Origin of the sequence: Corynebacterium sp. MSK012 (genome assembly GCF_030232435.1) — a bacterium.
Taxonomy (GTDB): domain Bacteria; phylum Actinomycetota; class Actinomycetes; order Mycobacteriales; family Mycobacteriaceae; genus Corynebacterium; species Corynebacterium jeikeium_D.
In genome coordinates this window covers 42,390-60,278 of the sequence record NZ_JASPJU010000008.1, presented here as the reverse complement: position 1 = coordinate 60,278, position 17,889 = coordinate 42,390, and the positions used below count along the sequence as shown (strand labels likewise).

Genomic DNA, 17,889 nt, shown 5'->3' with positions numbered 1-17,889 from the left:
CCCAATAGTAGAGTTGTCATCACCCTATCGGCGTGTGTTACTCAGACTACTCAGGCGCGCCGTTGCGGTGGGTATTTCTCCGCCTCTTCATATTGCGCGCGACCACTCGCCACGATGAGGTCCACTGCACTGTCCTCCCCCACCCGCGCATAAGTCAGATGATCGCGCCACGCGCCATCCATATGGAAGGCTTCCCGCGCCACGCCTTCGTACTCGAACCCACAGTTTTCCAGCACGCGTATCGACGGGACATTGCTGTCCAACACAGTCGCTTCAATTCGGTGGACGCCAACTCTCTTGGCATAATCCGACGCCAACGCCACTGCCGCAGTGGCGACCCCTCCACATGTAAAGCCGCTGCCGACCCAGTAGCCAATCCATGCGTGAGCGACGGGGAAAGGTGTAATACCGCCGAGTGTGAGCATGCCAGCGAACTGGCCGTCTACTTCAATGGTGGAGACAATCATGTCTCCCGCAGCCTCTGAACGACGCCAACTGCGCAGGTTACGGCGGAAAACAGAAGCCTTGTGGGCGTTATCCCAGTCGTCCTCGAGGGTTGGCTCCACGGGGCGCAAAATGGGCTCGTCGCGCAGCCGCAGTGTCCGCCATGCAGAGGCATCAGAGCGCTCTGGCACACGCAGGCGGACTCGGCCGCCACTGGTTACTAGACGAGAAGTACGCACAGCAACAATACTCGCGGTAGTGGAGTGAGGTTAGGCCTGGCGCGCCATGAACAGCACGTCAACTACATCTCCCGGACGCACGTGCAGCACGTCTTCCGGAATCACGATGAGGCTGTTGGCTTCCGACATACCGGCCAAAAGATGGGCTTGCGCACCGCCGGAACCTCCCAGCGGCTGCACCATGTATTCGCCGGTCTCGCGGTCACGCATGAGCTGGCCACGGATGTAGCCACGGCGCTTCTCCGCCGACTCGATCGGGCCGACAGCACGAGCGGTGACAGCGCGGCGGCGGGGATTGCGCTTCCCCAACGCCAGTCGGATGAGGGGACGAACCATGACCTCAAAAACGACCAATGCGCCGACCGGATTCGACGGCAGGAGGAACGTTGGAATCTTGTCATCTCCCAGCAGACCAAAGCCCTGGACTGAACCAGGATGCATAGCGATGCGGGAAACATCAACCTCGCCCAATTCAGCCAGCACACGGCGAATCTGCTCACCCGCGGCACCGCCGACAGCCCCCGTGATGACCAAGAGCTCACTGCGAATGAGCTGGCCTTCGATGATTTCCCGGATGCGGCGGGGCTCACCGGTGGCAATACCCACTCGGTGTACCTCAGCCCCAGCATCGCGGCCGGCTGCAGCCAGCGCGTAGGAGTTGACGTCGTAGACCTGACCGAGCCCCGGTGTGCGGTCAACATCGACCAACTCATTACCAATGGAAATCACGGACATACGTGGCTTGGGGTGCACCAAAACCTTCGAACGCCCCACCGCTGCCAGCAATCCAACCTGTGACGGCGAAATCACCGAGTCCAAGGACACCGCCACGTCACCCGGCTGCACGTCGTCACCGACCTTGCGCACAAAGTCACCGGAGTAGACCGGATGGAGAACATTAACTCGACGGCCACCGCGGTCGGTCCAGTTTAGGGGCACGACGGCGTCGGCAAGCGATGGCAGCGGCGCACCAGTTTGTACGCGCACGGCCTGCTTCGGCTGGAGACGCATCGGGTGGTGAGAGCCGGCTGTCACCTCACCGACAACAGGCAGCTCGACCTCGCGAAAATCAACATCACTCTGACGCGCATCCGGAGGTAAAGAACCAGATTCGCCGACGATATCGACAGCGCGCACCGCATAACCATCAATCGCTGACTGCACGAATCCCGGCAACGGCTGCTCTGCGATGACATCTTCAGCGCACAGCATGCCGAGGGATTCCGAAATAGCAACGCGCACAGGATCAGGCATCACAGCGTGTGCGGTGATTGCCGCCAACTGTTCTTCCACAGAACGCATGTTTTACCTTCCTCGGCACCAACCCGCGGTGCGCTTTATGCTATTCAGCTTCTCAGTACAAGCCTCTATAAAAAGGCTTTAAGCCTGTTCATCCTGCGCCAGACGCTGCTGCATGTAGTCGCGCAGCCCCTCGCCGTAGTCCGGATGCCTGAGTCCAAAGTCTACGCAAGCACGAATGAAGCCACCAGGATTTCCCAGGTCATGGCGGAACCCCTTGTGAACGACCACATGAACCGGATGCCCCTCTTGAATCAGCAGCTCAATTGCATCGGTGAGCTGGTATTCGCCGCCCTTACCGCGCGGGATGCGGCGCAGCGCATCGAAGATGGCGCGATCGAGCAAGTAACGTCCGACTGCAACGAAGTTGGATGGAGCATCCGCAGGGTCCGGCTTTTCCACCATGCCCTTGACTCGCTTCACATCGTCCCAGGCATCAGCGTCGGCCGCGTCAGCACCGAGCTCACCAGACTCCGCCGGGGTGGCGTCCTCAATATCGAAGACACCGTAGTTGTAGACCTCTTCATGAGGAATTTCCAGCGCACACAGCACCGAACCACCAAAGCGCTCGCGCACTTCCGTCATCCGATCCATCACGCCCACTGGGAGCACGAGATCGTCGGGAAGCATGACAGCAACGCTGTCCTCATCGTCTTCGAGCAGCGGCTCTGCGACCAACACCGCATGCCCCAGGCCCAGCGGTCGATCTTGAACAACGGATTCCACGCGAATGACCTCGGTGGCGCGGCGTACCTTCGCTGCAATCTTGTCCTTGCCACGCTCGGCGAGAGTCTGCTCAAGGTCCGGGCGCGGGTCGAAGTGCCCAAGCACGCCATCCTTACTCGGCGCTGTGACAATAGCCAGGCGTTGCGCACCAGTGGCGGCGGCCTCTTCAGCAATCATCTCGATGCCCGGCGTATCAACTACGGGCAGCAATTCTTTCGGCACTGTCTTGGTGGCAGGCAAGAATCGCGTACCCATGCCCGCGGCAGGAACGATGACAGTTCGAACCGGAGTAGTCATGTCCGAACCAGACTCTTTAGACGATGAGACCATAATGGCAACGATACCTATATAACTTCCATTTGCTCGGAGGCTGACCCCGCTTTTTCAACGCATTAATCAGAAATTTTCTCCTGCGCTGACGACAGAGGTCGCTCCCCTACCTGACAGAGTAGGTTTGCAGGTATGGCTCCGCTTCCCGAAACCACGTCTGATTTCAAAGCCCGCACACGGCACGAGGTACTCGCCGCACGCGCCGCCAAGGGGCAGCGTGAGCGCATGCTTGACGACGAAGCACTGGTACAGCGGTTGCAAGAATGGTTATCCAACACCGTCGGCGACCTCGCAAAACCTGTCATTGCCGCTTATGTCCCCGCTGGTGACGAACCCGGCGCAAGCGTTTCTAGTTCGACTGGCGGTAAGCCCGGCCAGGGCTTTGTGGAGGCTCTGGCAAACGCGGTTTCCGGAGCACGAATTCTGCTTCCCGTCTGCCCGCCCGGTCCACCACAACCGCTGCACTGGGGTTACTACAACGGCAGCTTCCACAAGGGCCGATTTGGACTCTTGGAACCTGTTTCGGTGGAAGACTCTGCTGGCCCAGCTGAGCTGGGTGTTGCCGACGCCATTATCCTGCCGGCAGTTGCGGCCGACCCCGCAACCGGGATGCGGTTAGGGCGTGGCGCTGGTTACTACGATCGCAGCTTGGTTTTCGCTCGACGCGACAGTGATACGGATGGGGTGAGAGCTGCGGCCATCGCTGTTGCAGTTTTCAACACCGAATTGCGCACGGAGCTTGCCTACGATGAGCACGACATTCCTGCCGATTATGTGATCACGCCAGCGGGGATTTCACAGATTTAATGGAACCGATTCCGGGATTTTCGCGCCTAACTTAATATGAGCCCAAAATATTCGTCCCGGTTTCCGCGTCCATTCCGAAAGCTCCGCCCCACAACTATTCGGCGGATGGTTGCCCTCACTGTTTTCCTATGCGCAGTCGGCCTGGCGGCGGTGGAGTCATTGACACCCCGCAGCGGCCATATTCGGGTAGTGGTTAGCGCCAAATCCATTGCCGCTGGCGCATCGGTGGCAGAACAAGATGTGGCTTTCAAGGACATTCCCCGGGAGCTCGTTCCCGGTGGAGCCGTAACGGACATCGCCTCTGTGCGGGGACGCACCCTGGCCACCGGCATGTCACCGAGAGAGATAATTACAGAGCAGCGAATGGTCGGCCCGTCACTTGCCAAGTCGCTGACGGGGACGTCGGAAAGCAAAATTATTGCCATCACGTTGACTGATGCGGGCATTGTGTCCGCTCTTCGCACTGGTGACAGCGTGGATATTGTGTCGACAGCGGATGAGCGCGGGGTGGCGGCGCCGCTTGCACACGGGGCAAGGGTGGTCAACATCGTCGACGATGAGGTGGTCTTGGTCGCTCTGCCCACCGGCGCCGCGGAGGTGGTGGCTGCGACATCGCTAGCATCTCCGCTCACACTGTTACTCGCGGGTTAGTGACCAAAATCTCACTGGTTCAAAGATTTTATGGTCCTGAACAGTGTTTTTCGCAGAAAGTTGACTTGTCCCACAACTTAGTGCGGGGATACAATGGCCAGGCAATTCAAAACTACGATTAGAGCGAAGAAGAGTGGCACTGCCTGATATCGCACTGCCCCGTTTCTCAAAATCGTATGGGCCTGCCATGAGCAACACGATGACTCACAGGTCTCGTTTGGTTTGTTCCGTTTCTACAGAAGGAAATTTCCTATGCTTAAGGGCTTTAAAGAGTTCATCATGCGCGGCAACGTCATCGACCTGGCGGTCGGTGTTGTCATCGGTGCTGCGTTCACCGCAATCGTCACTGCTTTCACCGACAGCCTGCTCGAGCCGCTGCTGAACACCATCGGTGGCGCTGAGGTCACTGGCCTCGGCTTCGAAATCATCAAGGGCAACCCGTCGACCTACCTTGACTTCGCAGCTGTCATCACCGCAGTCATCAACTTCCTGCTGGTCGCAGCGGTTGTCTACTTCGTCATCGTTGCTCCGATGAACAAGTTCAACGCGATGCGTGAGGCTCGTCTGGAGACCTCCGCTGAGCCAGAGGTCACCGAGGCTGACCTGCTGACTGAGATTCGTGACCTGCTGGCAGAGCAGAACGGCAAGCCGAAGACGGAGCTGAACTAGCCTCTAGCTGCTAGTTGCAGGCTTCCGATAAGAAGCGAACTAACGCTTTTACACAGCGCTCATCCCCAATGGGGTGGGCGCTGTTTTATCCAATAGTCCACATCAAAATCACGAGCATCCTCCGGGGATTCATCGTGATAGTGCACTGTGCGCGCGGTTTTCGCACTGCGTGACTGGGCAAAGTTTTTCGCCGGTGCACCTGCGCGGCGGCGCTGCCTACGGCTTCCACTGCGCGGCGCAGCTTGCTCGGGCTGATTGGGCTGCTTAGCGTCGCCCATTCCTAAACGCTCCAGCGGCAGAGATCATCAAGCACATGAGAGACCAGCGGGAGAATTGTCGCCATGCCATCGCGCACTGCAGCGCGAGACTCCGCGAGATTGATAATCACTGTCTGACCGGACACACCGGCCAAACCGCGGGACAGACCGGCATCCAATGCGCCAGCTCCCATACCGGAGTTACGAATAGCCTGCTCGATGCCCTGCAGTCGCACATCGAGAACCTTGCGAGTGGCATCCGGGGTCTTCGCACGAGGCCCAACACCAACACCGCCCACCGTAACGACCAAATCTGCGCCACCGACAACAGCGGTATCTAGGGCCTTCCGGATCTCACGCTTCACTGCACCCGTACTGACCACAGCATCGACCGAGTAGCCGTCTTCTTCCAACAGCTCAACCATGAGCGAAGCCGCACCATCCGGGTTCTCAAAATGGTCGCCCACGAGGACAACAAACGCATTTCGAACCTGGCCGTCGTCGTTGATAAGACGCTCCATCTCAGCGAGGTTGACGTCACTTGGCTCAGTACTCACGGTTTCACTCATCTGCTCTATCTCGCTTTCTCCCACAGCTTTTCACTCGAAGTTTCACTCGAAAACTCTTCTACAGATGGTGAGGTACTAACTCCACCACGCTGCCTATCAATCCTGGGCTTCTACCAAGGTGACATCGACCGTTCGCTCGTTGCCGCCTCGCTCATCTGTAACTGTAAGTGTGACAGAATCCCCAATCCGATGCGACCGAATAGCCGCAATTAGTGCAACGCCGTTGTCAAGTGTGCGGTCATCAACCTTGGTAATCAGGTCACCATCTTTCAGTCCCGCCTTATCAGCTGGGCCGTCTGGCGTTACCTCTCGCACCAGTGCACCACGTGCAATCGGACGCGAATCAATCTGGGCACCAATGACAGGCATCCGCGCCTTACCGGAATCAATCAGGTCTTCCGCTATGCGACGAGCCTGATTAACCGGAATTGCGAAACCAAGGCCAATGCTGCCCGCCTGTTCCGATGCCTCACTGTTAGAGGCAATCACGCTGGGCACACCGATGAGGTTGCCTTCCATATCCACTAGCGCTCCGCCGGAGTTACCCGGATTAATCGCCGCGTCGGTCTGGATTGCATCAATGACCGAGGACTGACCGTCTTCACCAGCGGCGGTCACTGGACGGTTTTTAGCGGAGACAATGCCCTGCGTAACAGTGGAGGTCAGTCCCAGTGGCGAACCAACGGCCACCACTTCCTGGCCAACCTGGACCTGCGAGGAGTTACCCAGAGAGATTGGGCGCAGCCCGTTAACACCTTCAATTCGAATAACGGCAATATCAGTCGCTGCATCCCCTGCAACCAGAGTTGCCGGGTGCGTGGTGCCGTCGGAAAGCAGGACTTCCATATGTGCGTCCGGACCTGCGCCTGCGACGACGTGATTATTCGTCAGCACCAGGCCGTCGGACGACAGAATGGAACCTGAGCCCGACGCCGTGCCCCGCTCCGAGACAGTGGTGATGGAGACGACACTGGGAAGGACCTTCTGCGCGACCTTCTCCACGGACCCCTCAGCTGCTGCTACCTGACGGGTTTCCGCAGGCTTATCCAGCGCGTTGTCCGCGGGAGCCGACGACTGCGAGTTGTGAACTACCCATGCGCCGACACCGCCACCAATACCGGCCGAGCACAGCATCAGGGCAGCGACTGCCAGCGCCCCCATGCCCTTAGCCCCCTGGGCACCCTTGGTCTTCTGCTGATTGGCCGCAACATCCCACTCTGAACCGCCTCCGTAAGCGCCGTTCGGCTGAGACGGGATGGTGTTGTAGTGGGAATTCTCCCAGCCGCGCTCGTCGGCAGAAAACTGGTTTGTCTCACCAGCATTCCCCATGGCACGGTTCTCGCTGAAGTTGTGAGACTGCGAGGAGTAGTGTCCCCGCTCATCTCCTCGCGAGGAATCGTTGAAAGAGTTGCTCATACGTAATACCTTGCACTGTCTGTCTAACAATTGGCTGAGAGCAGTCTGCAGTCTCGCCGAAAATTCCCCGAATGAAACACCGAATCCCCGCCACGCACTTCCTTAAAAGGCTGCGCGCAGCGAGGATTACATCAGCTTTGACGTGGGGTTATGCGTTTCTAGCTAGGCTCTTGAGCGGAATCGGAGTCGTCACCTTTTCCGCTGTGCGGACTGCCCGGCAGCGTTACTCTCATCAAGGCACCGCCATCATCGGACTCATCGGCAGTAATCGTACCCCCGTGGCGGACGATGACCGACTTCACAATGGCCAAGCCCAGGCCGGATCCAGGCATCGACCGCGACTGAATGGAACGGTAGAAACGCTCGAAGACCTTGTCTCGATCTTCCTTCGGGATACCTGGCCCCGAGTCCGCCACCGTGAATTCAGCAACAACCTCGCTGAGCGGCGTCAGACGAACCCGCACGGTGCCATTTTCTGGCGACCACTTTGCAGCATTGTCCATCAAGTTCAAAACTGCGCGACCAAGACCCGCCGAATCCCCGTAGACATACCACGGAGCTGTCTGCACATCGAAAGTAATGTCCGGACGACGACGCTCAACACGCGCCAGCGACGTGGAAATGATTTCGTCGACATCGACATGCTCAATAACCTGTTGCGGGCCATCTTCGCGTGCCAGATCAACCAGGTCACCGACCAGCGTCGACAGCTCTTCCAGCTGTGCGATGACGTCAGCTTCCAGATCCGCGCGATCCTCATCCGAGATTGCCGCTCCCGAACGGGAGGCCATCATCAGCAGTTCAATATTTGTGCGTAACGACGTCAGCGGAGTCTTCAACTCATGACCAGCATCTGCAACCAGCTCCGCCTGCTTAATGCGCGACGCTTGAAGTGCAGCCAACATCTCATTGAAGCTGCGGGTGAAGCGCGCAAGCTCATCGTCGCCCTCCACAGGGATTGGGCGCAGCTCGTCGGTTTCCGTCACCCGCTCCGCAGCAATGCGCAGCCGAGTGACCGGGCGCAGACCCGTTGTTGCCACCGTAATACCTGATCCGATTGCGAAGAGGATTCCGATAGCAGAGATACTCAGCAGCACTGCACTGAGCGCTTTCAAGACCGACTGCGTCGAGCTCAGATCCTGCGAAAGGATCAGCGTCGCACCGTCTTCGGAGCGGACGGCGTATACACGACGGCCGTTGTACTCATCGGTGCGAATCGATTCCTGTCGATTCCCCCGCAACACCGCAAGTTCGGGGCCACCAATAGAGATTGAGCCACCGCCTTTGCCCGCCACACTGCCGTGGGCAAAGTACACCGCGTCCAAATCGGGGTTCAGAATCCTGTTCGAGTCCGCTTCAAAGGAGGGGCCAATGGCAAACTCCGAAGCGTACGGTGACATCAGCAGCTTTTCCGCCTGGCTACGGAGGTTACTGTCCACCTCGCGGTATAGCGCTGCCTGCACAGTAAAAAATGCAGCCAGCGTCATCAGCCCCACCGACATCGCCACAATGAGCGCTGTCAGAATAGTCAGCCGCCAACGCAGCGAAGGGATACGCGAGCTCCGCGGCAGGCCGGGAAGCGATTCCCCTGCCATCGTCTCAGTATTCGCGGACTTCTCTTGCTTACCGACGGTACCTTGCCCCGGATTGACCTCCGTGGCAGAACGCTGATTTGATTGCACGCCACCGCCGGTCGAACGACGACGGCGCAACATCACGGTGCGGTCTCCCGCATCACATAACCGACACCACGAACGGTGTGAATCAGACGCGGCTCTCCCTCTGCCTCAGTCTTACGACGCAGGTAACCAATGTAGACCTCCAGCGCATTGCCGGACGTCGGGAAGTCATAGCCCCAGACATCCTCCAAGATGGCGGTACGGGAGAGTACACGCCGCGGGTTGCTCATCAGCAATTCCAGCAGCGCAAATTCTGTACGAGTGAGGCTAATGCGGCGTTCACCGCGGAAGACCTCACGAGTTTCCGGGTCCAAGGAGAGATCCTCAAACTGCAGAGTTGCGGCATCCTCCATCGCAGGCACTTCCAAAGCAGAACGACGAAGTAGCGAACGGACACGAGCGAGCAGCTCTTCCAATGCGAACGGCTTGGGCAGGTAGTCATCTGCGCCGGCATCAAGACCAGCTACGCGCTCGGAGACCGAATCACGTGCAGTCAACATCATGACCGGCAGATCATCGCCTTCGCTGCGCAGCCGACGGCAAACATCCAGGCCGTCCAGCTTCGGCATCATGACATCCAAAATGGCCAAATCCGGACGATCCTTGGCAATCTTTTCCAAGGCCTCTGCGCCATCCTCGGCGAGCTCGACCGTGTAGCCATTAAAAGTCAACGATCGCCGCAACGCTTCGCGTACCGCTTGATCGTCATCAACTACCAAAATCTTCATACTGCCCATTGTGCCTTGAAAATATAAGGTGAGTGTAAATGTGACACAGATTCTTCGTGAGAGTGCTCCCATAAAACCTGGCCATAGAACTGAAAAACCTCACCCCATCGCCGAGTACAAGCGATGGGGTGAGGTTTAAAAAGCTCTTTATCAACTGTTCCTTACACACTGAACGCGCTCTGGGCGCTCGAAGCGCTCTTCGGTTCAGCGAGGAACGTTGTCAGCATCCTAAAAGATGCGCGTTAGAACTTCTCGACGTCAACCAGGCCGAGCTGAACAGCCTTGGCGATGCGACGAGGAACGTTGTAGACGCGACCGTTTACCTTGACTTCCTGGAGAGCGACGTTGTTGCTCTTCCACTGGGAACGGCGAGCGCGGGTGTTAGCACGCGACATGCGACGCTTTGGTACTGCCATTTTCTTATTCCCCTCCTATTCTTAGTTCTTCTTCGCGCGGCGAATGCGGTTACCGTAACGGCGCTGGAACTTCTCGACGCGACCAGCGGTGTCCATGACACGCTGAGCACCGGTCCAGAACGGGTGCGACTCGCTGGTGACGTCAACGACGATCAGCGGGTACTCGTTACCGTCTTCCCACTCGACAGTGCGGTCGGAGGTGGCGGTGGAACGGGTAAGGAAAGAGTGACCCGTGCCTGCGTCCTTGAAAACCACCGGGTGGTAATCAGGATGGATGTCCTTCTTCATTAATTCTCGTTTCCCTCAGGATTGAACTTCAGGTCGCTTTCCCCCAGCTAAGAGTGAGAGAATCGTGCCTGAGTTGGGTACGAACACGACTTACAATGACACGCACCGGGTCAATATTTCTATAAACCGGCATGTGACACTCGATGGAATATTACAGGCTCGAGCCCGAAAATTAAAAAAGGGCCCTGCACTAACGCCCGTCGACAAGCACGAACTCTATGACGACACTCGAGAGTCGCACCGAGAAAACCACAGTGGAACAGCGATTAGGTTATCCCGCAACTCGTGTGTAAACTGTTCTCTCGCTGTTGTCTAGTTATTCGTTTACGCGCTCAGCGTCGAGTGTCAGTGGGCAGCGCCCCGGAAAAGGCCAGGTGGATTCCTCGGTTATTCAATAGTCCGGCGTGGCGCACCAGTGATGTCGGCATTGGGCGGCAAGGAAGCAAAGGAATCCCTATGTCGGCGATTTGCCAGGTTACGGGACGCAAGCCGTCTTTCGGCAAGACCGTGTCCCACTCCCACCGGCGCACGTCGCGCCGTTGGAACCCCAACGTGCAGCGTAAGAAGTTCTACCTCGCCTCTGAGGGGCGTCACATCACTCTGAATGTGTCCCCGAAGGGTCTGAAGACCATCGACAAGTACGGTATCGAGGCTGTTGTTGCTCAGATTCGTGCACGTGGGGAGAAGATCTAAAAAATGGCACGTAATGACATTCGTCCAATCATCAAGCTGAAGTCCACTGCGGGCACCGGTTACACCTACGTGACCCGTAAGAACAAGCGCAATACCCCGGACCGTATCACCATTAAGAAGTACGATCCGGTTGTCCGCAAGCACGTCGAATTCCGCGAGGAGCGCTAATTCATGGCTAAGAAGTCCAAGATTGCCAAGAACGAGCAGCGCAAGGAAATCGTCGCTCGTTATGCAGAACGTCGCGCTGAACTGAAGCGCATCATCAAGTCCCCGCACTCCACTGACGAAGAGCGCATGGACGCACAGTACGAGCTGAACCGTCAGCCGCGTGACGCGTCCCCGATTCGCGTCCGCAACCGTGACGCTGCAGATGGTCGCCCGCGCGGCTACCTCCGCAAGTTCGGTCTGTCCCGTGTCCGCGTTCGTGAGATGGCCCACCGTGGCGAACTCCCGGGCGTCCGTAAGTCCAGCTGGTAAGTCGAGGAGCACCAATGAAGCGCAATCACTCTAACAAGAAGGCGCGGATGGAGCAGTCCCGCCGCCCGAAGAAGAACCCGCTCAAGGCCGCAGGCGTTGAGAAGGTTGATTACAAGGACATTAACCTGCTCCGCCAGTTCATCTCTGACCGTGGCAAGATTCGTTCCCGCCGCGTCACCGGTCTGACTCCGCAGCAGCAGCGCCAGGTCGCTACCGCTGTGAAGAACGCCCGCGAGATGGCACTCCTGCCGTTCACCAGCCGCTAAAGATGGCTGGTCGGCGGGAGCCGATCATTCGAATACCCGCCGAAAGGCCTTATTTACGCGCTGGCCGCATGACGATACATGCGATAACAGCGTAAAACGGACTCAGTCCTTCCCCACCAAGGGGATTGGATTGGGTCCGTTTTTTATTGTCTAAAATATGCACTTATGCCCGCTCTCACCGAAATATTCACCGGCTTTGGTTCCGTCGCAGTACTGATCATTGTTGGCTGGTTGTTTGGGCGCAGTGAGATCGTCGATAAGCGGGCATCTTTTACCCTGAATATGGTCGTGTTCTGGATTGCGATGCCGTGCATGCTCGCGCACACGCTCGCGACGGCGGATTCGGCGAGCATCTTCGGTTCGGCGTTTGGCGTCGCGGCACTGTCGGCGCTTGGCACGGCGGCGTTTTACCGGATCTTTGTGGCACCCATGTTCAAACAGCGCGGCGCCGATGCTGTGGTCGGCGCGATGTCGTCGAGTTACAACAACGTCGCTAATCTCGGCGTGCCCATCGCTGTCGCAGTGCTTCACGACGCTACCGCCGTCGTCCCAGCCCTTATCTTTCAGATTGCCTTCTATGCGCCCGCTTCCATGACCGTGCTGGAAATCCTCACTAACCGCGGCCATTTCCGACCGCGCAATGTCATCATGGCACCGCTGAAGAACCCGATCTTTCTGGCGGCGATGGTGGGACTTGCGGTTAATGCGTTTGCTATCAAACTACCTCAGTTCGTAGCGCATCCAGTGGGGCTATTGGGGCAGGCCGCGGTGCCAATGGCACTTTTGGCCTTCGGTATTAGTTTGCATGGCATGCCGTTTATGGAAGCCGGCCGCTCCCCTCGTCGCGCCGTCGTGGTGGCGTCTACGCTGAAGCTTTTCCTGCACCCCGCGCTGGCTCTCCTGTTCGGCCATTTTGTCTTTGGTCTCAGCGGGCATGCGCTGCTGGCAGCTGTGATTATCGCCGGCCTGCCGACAGCCCAGAACGTCTACACCTTCGCCTCCCGTTTCGGCCGGAACCTTGAACAGGCGCGCGATTGTGGCGTGATTACGACAATCGCCTGCTTGCCGACGGTCCTTTTGTTCACCCTGCTGTTGAGTTAGGGGACTCTTCCCGACGGCCTGGAGAGAATCTCGTTACCCTTGGAGGCGTGGAGATTCTGAAGACACTTCTCGAGGCCGACCCGTCCGTGCCTCGTTTGACCTGTTATGACGAAACTACCGGCGGTCGTACTGATCTATCGGCCCAAACTCTGGACAACTGGGCCAGCAAGATCGCCAACATGCTGCACGATGAGTTCGACCTCGTCGCCGGAGACCAAGTATGGATTGACTTGCCGTTGATTTGGCAGTCCGCCTGCATCATCCTGGGCTGCGAGCGTGCTGGCGTCACCGTTAGCGATGAGGAGCCGCTGGTCGTATTCACCACTGTCAGCAACGTCAGCACGTGGGAAGAGAAGTTCCCAGATGCCTACCTCGCAGTGCTTACCGACGATCCCTTTGGCCGCGGTGTCGTGGAATGCGGTGATGATATTCCACCGGGAGTCATTGACTTTGGTCCGGAAGTTCGTTTCCACCCAGACGCATATCTAGGCGCAGGCCCGGACTCCGACCAAACCCCCGTTATTGGGGAAAAGTCGGCTGCAGAACTGCTTTCATCTGCTGGCGATTATGCGGACGAGATGCAGCTCACGCCCGGTTCCCGCGTCGTTTCCGACGGCTGGCTGGTGCCTGATTCTTCACAGGTCACCGCAGATAAATGGGCATGTAATGTGCTGTCGGCTTGGGTTCGTGGAGGTGCTGCCGTCGTCGTGCGCGGTGGCGATAGCGAGCGTGTCACTGCTATTTCTACGGCCGAAAAAGCCCGTGTGATTTAGTCGCAGCTGTCCCGTCGAGAAGCGCTCTAAGTAGTCGCGATAACCTGGAAACCGTGATTACCCGACCATATATTCTTGCGATTCTCGCCCTCATCAACGTCTTGGGCGCACTGGCTGTATGGGATCTGAGCCCATGGTGGTGGATTCTGATGGCCTTCATCCTCTTCCTGGATGTTGTGGCTATCTATGACATGCTTCAGAGGAAGCACTCCATCTTGCGGAACTTCCCGGTCATCGGCCATCTGCGCTACATGGGTGAGACCATTCGCCCTGAGATGCAGCAGTACTTCATCGAACGCAACTTCGACGGCGCTCCATTCGACCGCGATACCCGTACCGTGGTCTACGAGCGTGCGAAGGGGCTGTCCTCGAAGAAGTCATTCGGTACTGAGCGAAAGATTAATGCGCCCGGCTACGAGTACGTCCGCCACTCGATGGCGCCGAGCCAGCACGTCATCGAGGATCCGCGCGTAGATATTGGCGGTCCGGACTGCGCCCAGCCGTACTCAGCGTCTATCTTCAACATCTCAGCCATGAGTTTCGGCTCTCTGTCCCCTAACGCTGTCATGGCAATGAATAAGGGCGCGAAGCTGGGCAACTTCGTACAGGACACCGGCGAGGGCGCTATCAGCCCTTACCATTTGAAGTATGGTGCCGACCTCTATTGGCAGCTGGGTTCCGGTTACTTCGGTGCGCGTACCGAGGATGGCGACTTCGATCCGGAGCTCTTCCGCGAAAAGGCTAAGATTCCGCAGGTCAAGGCAACCTATCTGAAGGTTAGCCAGGGCGCAAAGCCTGGACTCGGCGGCATGCTGCCAGGTCACAAGGTCAATGAGGAAATCGCGGCTACTCGCCACGTACCAGTTGGCAAGGGTGTGATGAGCCCGCCGTACCACCGCGTCTACTCCACCCCGCGTGAACTTGTTCGGTTTATGGGCACCATGCGCGAGCTCAACGGTGGCAAGCCGGTCGGTTTCAAGCTGTGTGTTGGCTCCCAGCTTGAGTTCCTCGCCGTGTGCAAGGCCATGCTGGAAGAGAACATCACCCCGGACTTCATCATCGTCGACGGCGCTGAAGGCGGCACCGGTGCTGCACCGCTGGAATACTCCGACCGCGTTGGCCTGCCGCTTACCGACGGCCTGATTCTCGTCCATAACGCGCTCGTAGGTGCCGGTCTGCGAGATCGCATTAAGCTCGGTGCGTCCGGCAAGGTCATTACTGGCTTCGATATTGTGAAGCGCATGTGCATCGGTGCTGACTTTGTGAACTCGGCTCGCGGCATGATGATGGCCACCGGCTGTATCCAATCTCAGCTATGTCATACAAACACCTGCCCGGTGGGTGTGGCTACCCAGGATCCGAGCCTGTGGAAGGCCCTGGATGTCGACGACAAGGGTCAGCGTGTGGCCAACTATCACAATGCCACGGTCGCGGAAGCAGCTAGCCTGTTGGCATCGATGGGCCTGAATAGCTTCTCTGAGCTGGGGCCGTCCCACCTGCTGCGGCGCACCAATGAGCAGGTCGGTGAGACCTACGCGGAGCTCTACAACTGGCTGCAGCCAGGCGAGCTGCTGAGCGGAACTCGCTTCCACAACTGGGCCGAAGCCTGGGAGACCGCCGACCCGGACACGTTCCACTACCCCGCAGTTCATATGCGCGGGTAGTTCGGGGCTGGTTGCGCGCCCTACTCACCCATCAGCTTCTTGCGCAGACGCTCGTCCTTTTCCAGGACCTGATCGCGCATGTTGGCCTGGTAGTTCTCCATCGCCACAATGAGCTCCGGGTAACCGGCCGAGAGAATACGCACAGCCAGCAGGCCAGCGTTCTTAGCGCCGCCCACACCGACGGTTGCCACCGGAACGCCGCCCGGCATCTGAACGATTGACAGCAGGGAATCGACGCCCTCCAGGTTCTCCAACGCGCGTGGCACGCCGATAACCGGCAGCGGAGTGGCCGACGCAACCATGCCCGGCAGGTGTGCTGCACCACCGGCGCCAGCGATAATGCAGCGCAGCCCCTTGTCAGCGGCGGACTTTGCGTAGTCAATCATGCGTTCCGGAGTGCGGTGTGCAGAGACCACACCTACCTCAAAGGGAATTCCGAACTCAGCCAAGACCTCCGCTGCGGGCTCCATGGTCGGCCAATCCGAGTCCGACCCCATAATCAGACCGACCAGCGGACCGGTTACGTTGGCCAACTTCGGGCTTGCCACCTGGTTTGCTTCAGCCAATGTTGTCTCCTTGAGATAGCAATCTAATTCTTATACAGCGCCAGCCACCTATGCGGTGTAGCCGTCTGCCCACACGCCATCGACGATGTAGCCAGCAGCGAGGTTGGCAACCCGCCGGGTCTCCGCGATGCCTTCCGGGCTTGCGTCGTAGCCGCACAGGTTGACGTGCCCCAGCTTACGTCCAGGGCGCCAATCCTTCCCGTACCAGTGAATCTTCGCTGATGGGAAACGACGCCATACCTCAGCAAAACGCTGTGAAATAGGTACATCCGAGGCCTCATCGCCACCGAGCGTATTGACCATTACCGTCACCGGCGCAGTCGGGCGAGTGGAACCCAGTGGCATGTCAGCAACTGCACGCAGGTGCTGCTCAAACTGGCTGGTCTCACAGCCGTCCTGCGACCAGTGACCAGTGTTGTGTGGCCGCATGGCCAACTCGTTGACAAAAATCTCCGGATTGCCGTCAGCATCGACGGTTTCGAACAGCTCAACTGCCAGCGCGCCGGTTACTCCCAGCTCGGAAGCGATGGTCACACTGAGCTTTTCGGCCGCTCTCGCAAGGTCGTCGGCAAGCCCTGGCGCCGGGCAGATTGCCTCAACACAGATGCCGTCACGCTGCACGGACTCGAGGACCGGCCAGGCCTTGACCTCGCCCGACGGCGTGCGCGCACACATGGCCGACAACTCACGAACCAGCGCGACCTTCCGCTCGGCCATCAGCGGCACATCTTTGCCCAACAGCTCGTCGACAAGCGTGCGCAGATTCTCGCGGTCCTTCGGGAACCACACGCCGTGACCGTCGTAACCGCCGCGGCGAGCCTTCAGGCAGACGGCACCGTCAACGCGGTCGAAGAATGCTTCGGCATCCTCGGCGGACTCAATTGCAGCGTAGGCAGGTACTGGAGCGCCCAGTTCCTCCAGGCGCTGGCGCATCAGCAGCTTATCCTGCGCGTACAGCAACGCCGACGGCTGAGGCTGAACCGAGTAGCCCATCTCGGTCAGCTTGTTGAGGAATTCGGTGGGAACGTGCTCATGGTCGAAAGTCACGGCCTGCGCACCGGCGACAGCGCGCTCAACATCTTCCCAGACGTGGTAGTCGCCGATGATAACGTCCGCACACACCTGCGCTGCGGAAGCATCCGGCGAACCGGCGAGCAAACGGATGGACTGTCCCAGCTCAATGGCCTCAGTCTGCATCATACGAGCCAGCTGACCGTCACCAATCACCGCCACAACCGGCACGCCATCAGCATGCGCGGGATGCTGCGCAGCAGTTAGCGCTGCAGCGGAATTAGAAGTGGAATTAGTGGAGTTTTCAGGGGTATCCGAAGCAATCACACCCCTGATTGTAGGTTATGACCCAAAATTCTAAGTCAACCGGGAGACCAACTTAGCCACCTTACGAGAGCTGGGAATATCTTCCACAGCCAGCGGCGGGCCGAAACTGCGGGTGTGCAGATACAGCACGCCGCCCTTGCGATTGACCGCACGTACCGAACGCAGATCAATCGAGACCACCTGCGGGCGCAGAATGCCACGGCGCAGAATAATTCGCCTATCAGTTAGTACGAACCGCTCCCCCAACCAACTTAGTACCGGACGAACGACGCGCCAGAGAATAAGCCCCAGCCACGCGAAGAGCAGCAGCTGACGCACACCTTGCAGATCTCCCGGAGCAATCGCAGGGCCGTCGATAAAACCAATCAGCAACCAGCAGACGCCCGTGATAACCATGAGTTCCAAGAGCGGCCACACCAGCCGACCAAAAGTTGGATTGGTGTCCAGCAGAATTGCCTCGCGCGTGTCCAACTCATCATCGGGAAAGGTCATA

22 protein-coding genes are annotated in these 17,889 nt (G+C 58.4%); 10 read left to right on the top strand and 12 right to left on the bottom strand.

The genetic code is table 11. The features are described 5' to 3' along the window. Nucleotides 1–50: 50 nt before the first annotated feature. From QP977_RS06740 to QP977_RS06730, 3 genes are all read right to left on the bottom strand, one after another. The gene (locus QP977_RS06740; RefSeq protein WP_049193056.1) at nt 51–683 is read right to left on the bottom strand and encodes a GNAT family N-acetyltransferase; all 633 of its coding nucleotides are present in this window, start codon (nt 681–683) and stop codon (nt 51–53) included. 30 nt (nt 684–713) lie between these two features. After that, nucleotides 714–1,985, bottom strand: a complete 1,272-nt coding sequence (glp, locus tag QP977_RS06735; protein WP_005511382.1) for a molybdotransferase-like divisome protein Glp — start codon at nt 1,983–1,985, stop codon at nt 714–716. A gap of 78 nt (nt 1,986–2,063) precedes the next feature. Continuing rightward, nucleotides 2,064–3,038, bottom strand: a complete 975-nt coding sequence (locus QP977_RS06730) for a UTP--glucose-1-phosphate uridylyltransferase (protein ID WP_016423265.1) — start codon at nt 3,036–3,038, stop codon at nt 2,064–2,066. Nucleotides 3,039–3,170: 132 nt separating this feature from the next. Here QP977_RS06730 and QP977_RS06725 point away from each other — a divergent pair, with 132 nt between their 5' ends. From QP977_RS06725 to mscL, 3 genes are all read left to right on the top strand, one after another. Next, the gene (locus QP977_RS06725; RefSeq protein ID WP_049171297.1) at nt 3,171–3,845 is read left to right on the top strand and encodes a 5-formyltetrahydrofolate cyclo-ligase; all 675 of its coding nucleotides are present in this window, start codon (nt 3,171–3,173) and stop codon (nt 3,843–3,845) included. A gap of 105 nt (nt 3,846–3,950) precedes the next feature. Beyond that, entirely contained in the window at nt 3,951–4,496 is a 546-nt protein-coding gene (locus QP977_RS06720) for an SAF domain-containing protein (protein WP_224433571.1), read from the top strand. A 252-nt stretch (nt 4,497–4,748) separates the two neighbouring features. Further along, the gene (gene mscL / locus QP977_RS06715; RefSeq protein WP_049189708.1) at nt 4,749–5,165 is read left to right on the top strand and encodes a large-conductance mechanosensitive channel protein MscL; all 417 of its coding nucleotides are present in this window, start codon (nt 4,749–4,751) and stop codon (nt 5,163–5,165) included. Between the two features lie 280 nt (nt 5,166–5,445). On the opposite strand, the gene QP977_RS06710 is transcribed toward mscL, so the two are convergent. The 6 genes from QP977_RS06710 to QP977_RS06685 all read right to left on the bottom strand — a co-directional run bounded on the left by QP977_RS06710 (nt 5,446) and on the right by QP977_RS06685 (nt 10,518). Continuing rightward, nucleotides 5,446–6,015, bottom strand: a complete 570-nt coding sequence (locus QP977_RS06710; RefSeq protein WP_005511427.1) for a MogA/MoaB family molybdenum cofactor biosynthesis protein — start codon at nt 6,013–6,015, stop codon at nt 5,446–5,448. Nucleotides 6,016–6,087: 72 nt separating this feature from the next. Next, entirely contained in the window at nt 6,088–7,407 is a 1,320-nt protein-coding gene (locus QP977_RS06705) for a S1C family serine protease (RefSeq protein ID WP_070549887.1), read from the bottom strand. 158 nt (nt 7,408–7,565) lie between these two features. Beyond that, nucleotides 7,566–9,122, bottom strand: coding sequence for a sensor histidine kinase (locus QP977_RS06700; protein WP_049189711.1), 1,557 nt, complete (start codon nt 9,120–9,122; stop codon nt 7,566–7,568). Then, nucleotides 9,122–9,814 (bottom strand): response regulator transcription factor, encoded by a 693-nt coding sequence (locus tag QP977_RS06695; RefSeq protein WP_005511429.1) that lies wholly within the window; start codon nt 9,812–9,814, stop codon nt 9,122–9,124. The genes QP977_RS06700 and QP977_RS06695 overlap by 1 nt, the downstream gene beginning before the upstream one ends. Before the next feature lie 242 nt (nt 9,815–10,056). Then, nucleotides 10,057–10,230: a 50S ribosomal protein L32 gene (gene rpmF, locus QP977_RS06690; RefSeq protein WP_005511439.1), complete on the bottom strand. Its 174-nt coding sequence runs from the start codon at nt 10,228–10,230 to the stop codon at nt 10,057–10,059. A 21-nt stretch (nt 10,231–10,251) separates the two neighbouring features. Next, entirely contained in the window at nt 10,252–10,518 is a 267-nt protein-coding gene (locus tag QP977_RS06685; protein WP_005511390.1) for a type B 50S ribosomal protein L31, read from the bottom strand. A gap of 456 nt (nt 10,519–10,974) precedes the next feature. On the opposite strand from QP977_RS06685, the gene rpmB reads away from it, so the two are divergent. From rpmB to QP977_RS06650, 7 genes are all read left to right on the top strand, one after another. Then, entirely contained in the window at nt 10,975–11,211 is a 237-nt protein-coding gene (gene rpmB / locus QP977_RS06680; protein WP_016423274.1) for a 50S ribosomal protein L28, read from the top strand. Nucleotides 11,212–11,214: 3 nt separating this feature from the next. Further along, the gene (gene rpmG / locus QP977_RS06675; RefSeq protein ID WP_005511413.1) at nt 11,215–11,379 is read left to right on the top strand and encodes a 50S ribosomal protein L33; all 165 of its coding nucleotides are present in this window, start codon (nt 11,215–11,217) and stop codon (nt 11,377–11,379) included. A 3-nt stretch (nt 11,380–11,382) separates the two neighbouring features. Next, nucleotides 11,383–11,688: a 30S ribosomal protein S14 gene (gene rpsN, locus QP977_RS06670; RefSeq protein ID WP_005511414.1), complete on the top strand. Its 306-nt coding sequence runs from the start codon at nt 11,383–11,385 to the stop codon at nt 11,686–11,688. Nucleotides 11,689–11,702: 14 nt separating this feature from the next. Next, nucleotides 11,703–11,954 (top strand): 30S ribosomal protein S18, encoded by a 252-nt coding sequence (rpsR, locus tag QP977_RS06665; protein ID WP_005511410.1) that lies wholly within the window; start codon nt 11,703–11,705, stop codon nt 11,952–11,954. 165 nt (nt 11,955–12,119) lie between these two features. Further along, complete coding sequence (locus tag QP977_RS06660; protein WP_049189712.1) at nt 12,120–13,055, top strand: AEC family transporter; 936 nt, start codon at nt 12,120–12,122, stop codon at nt 13,053–13,055. A gap of 47 nt (nt 13,056–13,102) precedes the next feature. Continuing rightward, nucleotides 13,103–13,828, top strand: coding sequence for a TIGR03089 family protein (locus tag QP977_RS06655; protein WP_049171307.1), 726 nt, complete (start codon nt 13,103–13,105; stop codon nt 13,826–13,828). Nucleotides 13,829–13,881: 53 nt separating this feature from the next. Beyond that, nucleotides 13,882–15,492, top strand: a complete 1,611-nt coding sequence (locus QP977_RS06650; protein ID WP_049171310.1) for an FMN-binding glutamate synthase family protein — start codon at nt 13,882–13,884, stop codon at nt 15,490–15,492. A 20-nt stretch (nt 15,493–15,512) separates the two neighbouring features. Here QP977_RS06650 and purE read toward each other — a convergent pair whose 3' ends face one another. From purE to QP977_RS06635, 3 genes are all read right to left on the bottom strand, one after another. Continuing rightward, the gene (gene purE / locus QP977_RS06645; RefSeq protein WP_049171375.1) at nt 15,513–15,989 is read right to left on the bottom strand and encodes a 5-(carboxyamino)imidazole ribonucleotide mutase; all 477 of its coding nucleotides are present in this window, start codon (nt 15,987–15,989) and stop codon (nt 15,513–15,515) included. Nucleotides 15,990–16,106: 117 nt separating this feature from the next. Next, a complete protein-coding gene (locus QP977_RS06640; RefSeq protein WP_080969567.1) occupies nt 16,107–17,396 on the bottom strand; it encodes a 5-(carboxyamino)imidazole ribonucleotide synthase in 1,290 nt (429 codons plus the stop codon). Nucleotides 17,397–17,426: 30 nt separating this feature from the next. After that, nucleotides 17,427–17,888, bottom strand: coding sequence for a PH domain-containing protein (locus QP977_RS06635; RefSeq protein WP_049171313.1), 462 nt, complete (start codon nt 17,886–17,888; stop codon nt 17,427–17,429). Nucleotide 17,889: the final 1 nt, after the last annotated feature.

What these genes read in the sequence shown, in the direction of transcription:
- glp (WP_005511382.1), bottom strand. Translation starts at nt 1,985, where the DNA reads ATGCGTTCTGTGGAAGAACAGTTGGCGGCAATCACCGCACACGCTGTG.
- QP977_RS06730 (WP_016423265.1), bottom strand. Translation starts at nt 3,038, where the DNA reads ATGGTCTCATCGTCTAAAGAGTCTGGTTCGGACATGACTACTCCGGTT.
- QP977_RS06725 (WP_049171297.1), top strand. Translation starts at nt 3,171, where the DNA reads ATGGCTCCGCTTCCCGAAACCACGTCTGATTTCAAAGCCCGCACACGG.
- QP977_RS06720 (WP_224433571.1), top strand. Translation starts at nt 3,951, where the DNA reads ATGGTTGCCCTCACTGTTTTCCTATGCGCAGTCGGCCTGGCGGCGGTG.
- mscL (WP_049189708.1), top strand. Translation starts at nt 4,749, where the DNA reads ATGCTTAAGGGCTTTAAAGAGTTCATCATGCGCGGCAACGTCATCGAC.
- QP977_RS06705 (WP_070549887.1), bottom strand. Translation starts at nt 7,407, where the DNA reads ATGAGCAACTCTTTCAACGATTCCTCGCGAGGAGATGAGCGGGGACAC.
- QP977_RS06700 (WP_049189711.1), bottom strand. Translation starts at nt 9,122, where the DNA reads ATGTTGCGCCGTCGTCGTTCGACCGGCGGTGGCGTGCAATCAAATCAG.
- QP977_RS06695 (WP_005511429.1), bottom strand. Translation starts at nt 9,814, where the DNA reads ATGAAGATTTTGGTAGTTGATGACGATCAAGCGGTACGCGAAGCGTTG.
- rpmF (WP_005511439.1), bottom strand. Translation starts at nt 10,230, where the DNA reads ATGGCAGTACCAAAGCGTCGCATGTCGCGTGCTAACACCCGCGCTCGC.
- QP977_RS06685 (WP_005511390.1), bottom strand. Translation starts at nt 10,518, where the DNA reads ATGAAGAAGGACATCCATCCTGATTACCACCCGGTGGTTTTCAAGGAC.
- rpmB (WP_016423274.1), top strand. Translation starts at nt 10,975, where the DNA reads ATGTCGGCGATTTGCCAGGTTACGGGACGCAAGCCGTCTTTCGGCAAG.
- rpmG (WP_005511413.1), top strand. Translation starts at nt 11,215, where the DNA reads ATGGCACGTAATGACATTCGTCCAATCATCAAGCTGAAGTCCACTGCG.
- rpsN (WP_005511414.1), top strand. Translation starts at nt 11,383, where the DNA reads ATGGCTAAGAAGTCCAAGATTGCCAAGAACGAGCAGCGCAAGGAAATC.
- rpsR (WP_005511410.1), top strand. Translation starts at nt 11,703, where the DNA reads ATGAAGCGCAATCACTCTAACAAGAAGGCGCGGATGGAGCAGTCCCGC.
- QP977_RS06660 (WP_049189712.1), top strand. Translation starts at nt 12,120, where the DNA reads ATGCCCGCTCTCACCGAAATATTCACCGGCTTTGGTTCCGTCGCAGTA.
- purE (WP_049171375.1), bottom strand. Translation starts at nt 15,989, where the DNA reads ATGGGGTCGGACTCGGATTGGCCGACCATGGAGCCCGCAGCGGAGGTC.
- QP977_RS06635 (WP_049171313.1), bottom strand. Translation starts at nt 17,888, where the DNA reads ATGACCTTTCCCGATGATGAGTTGGACACGCGCGAGGCAATTCTGCTG.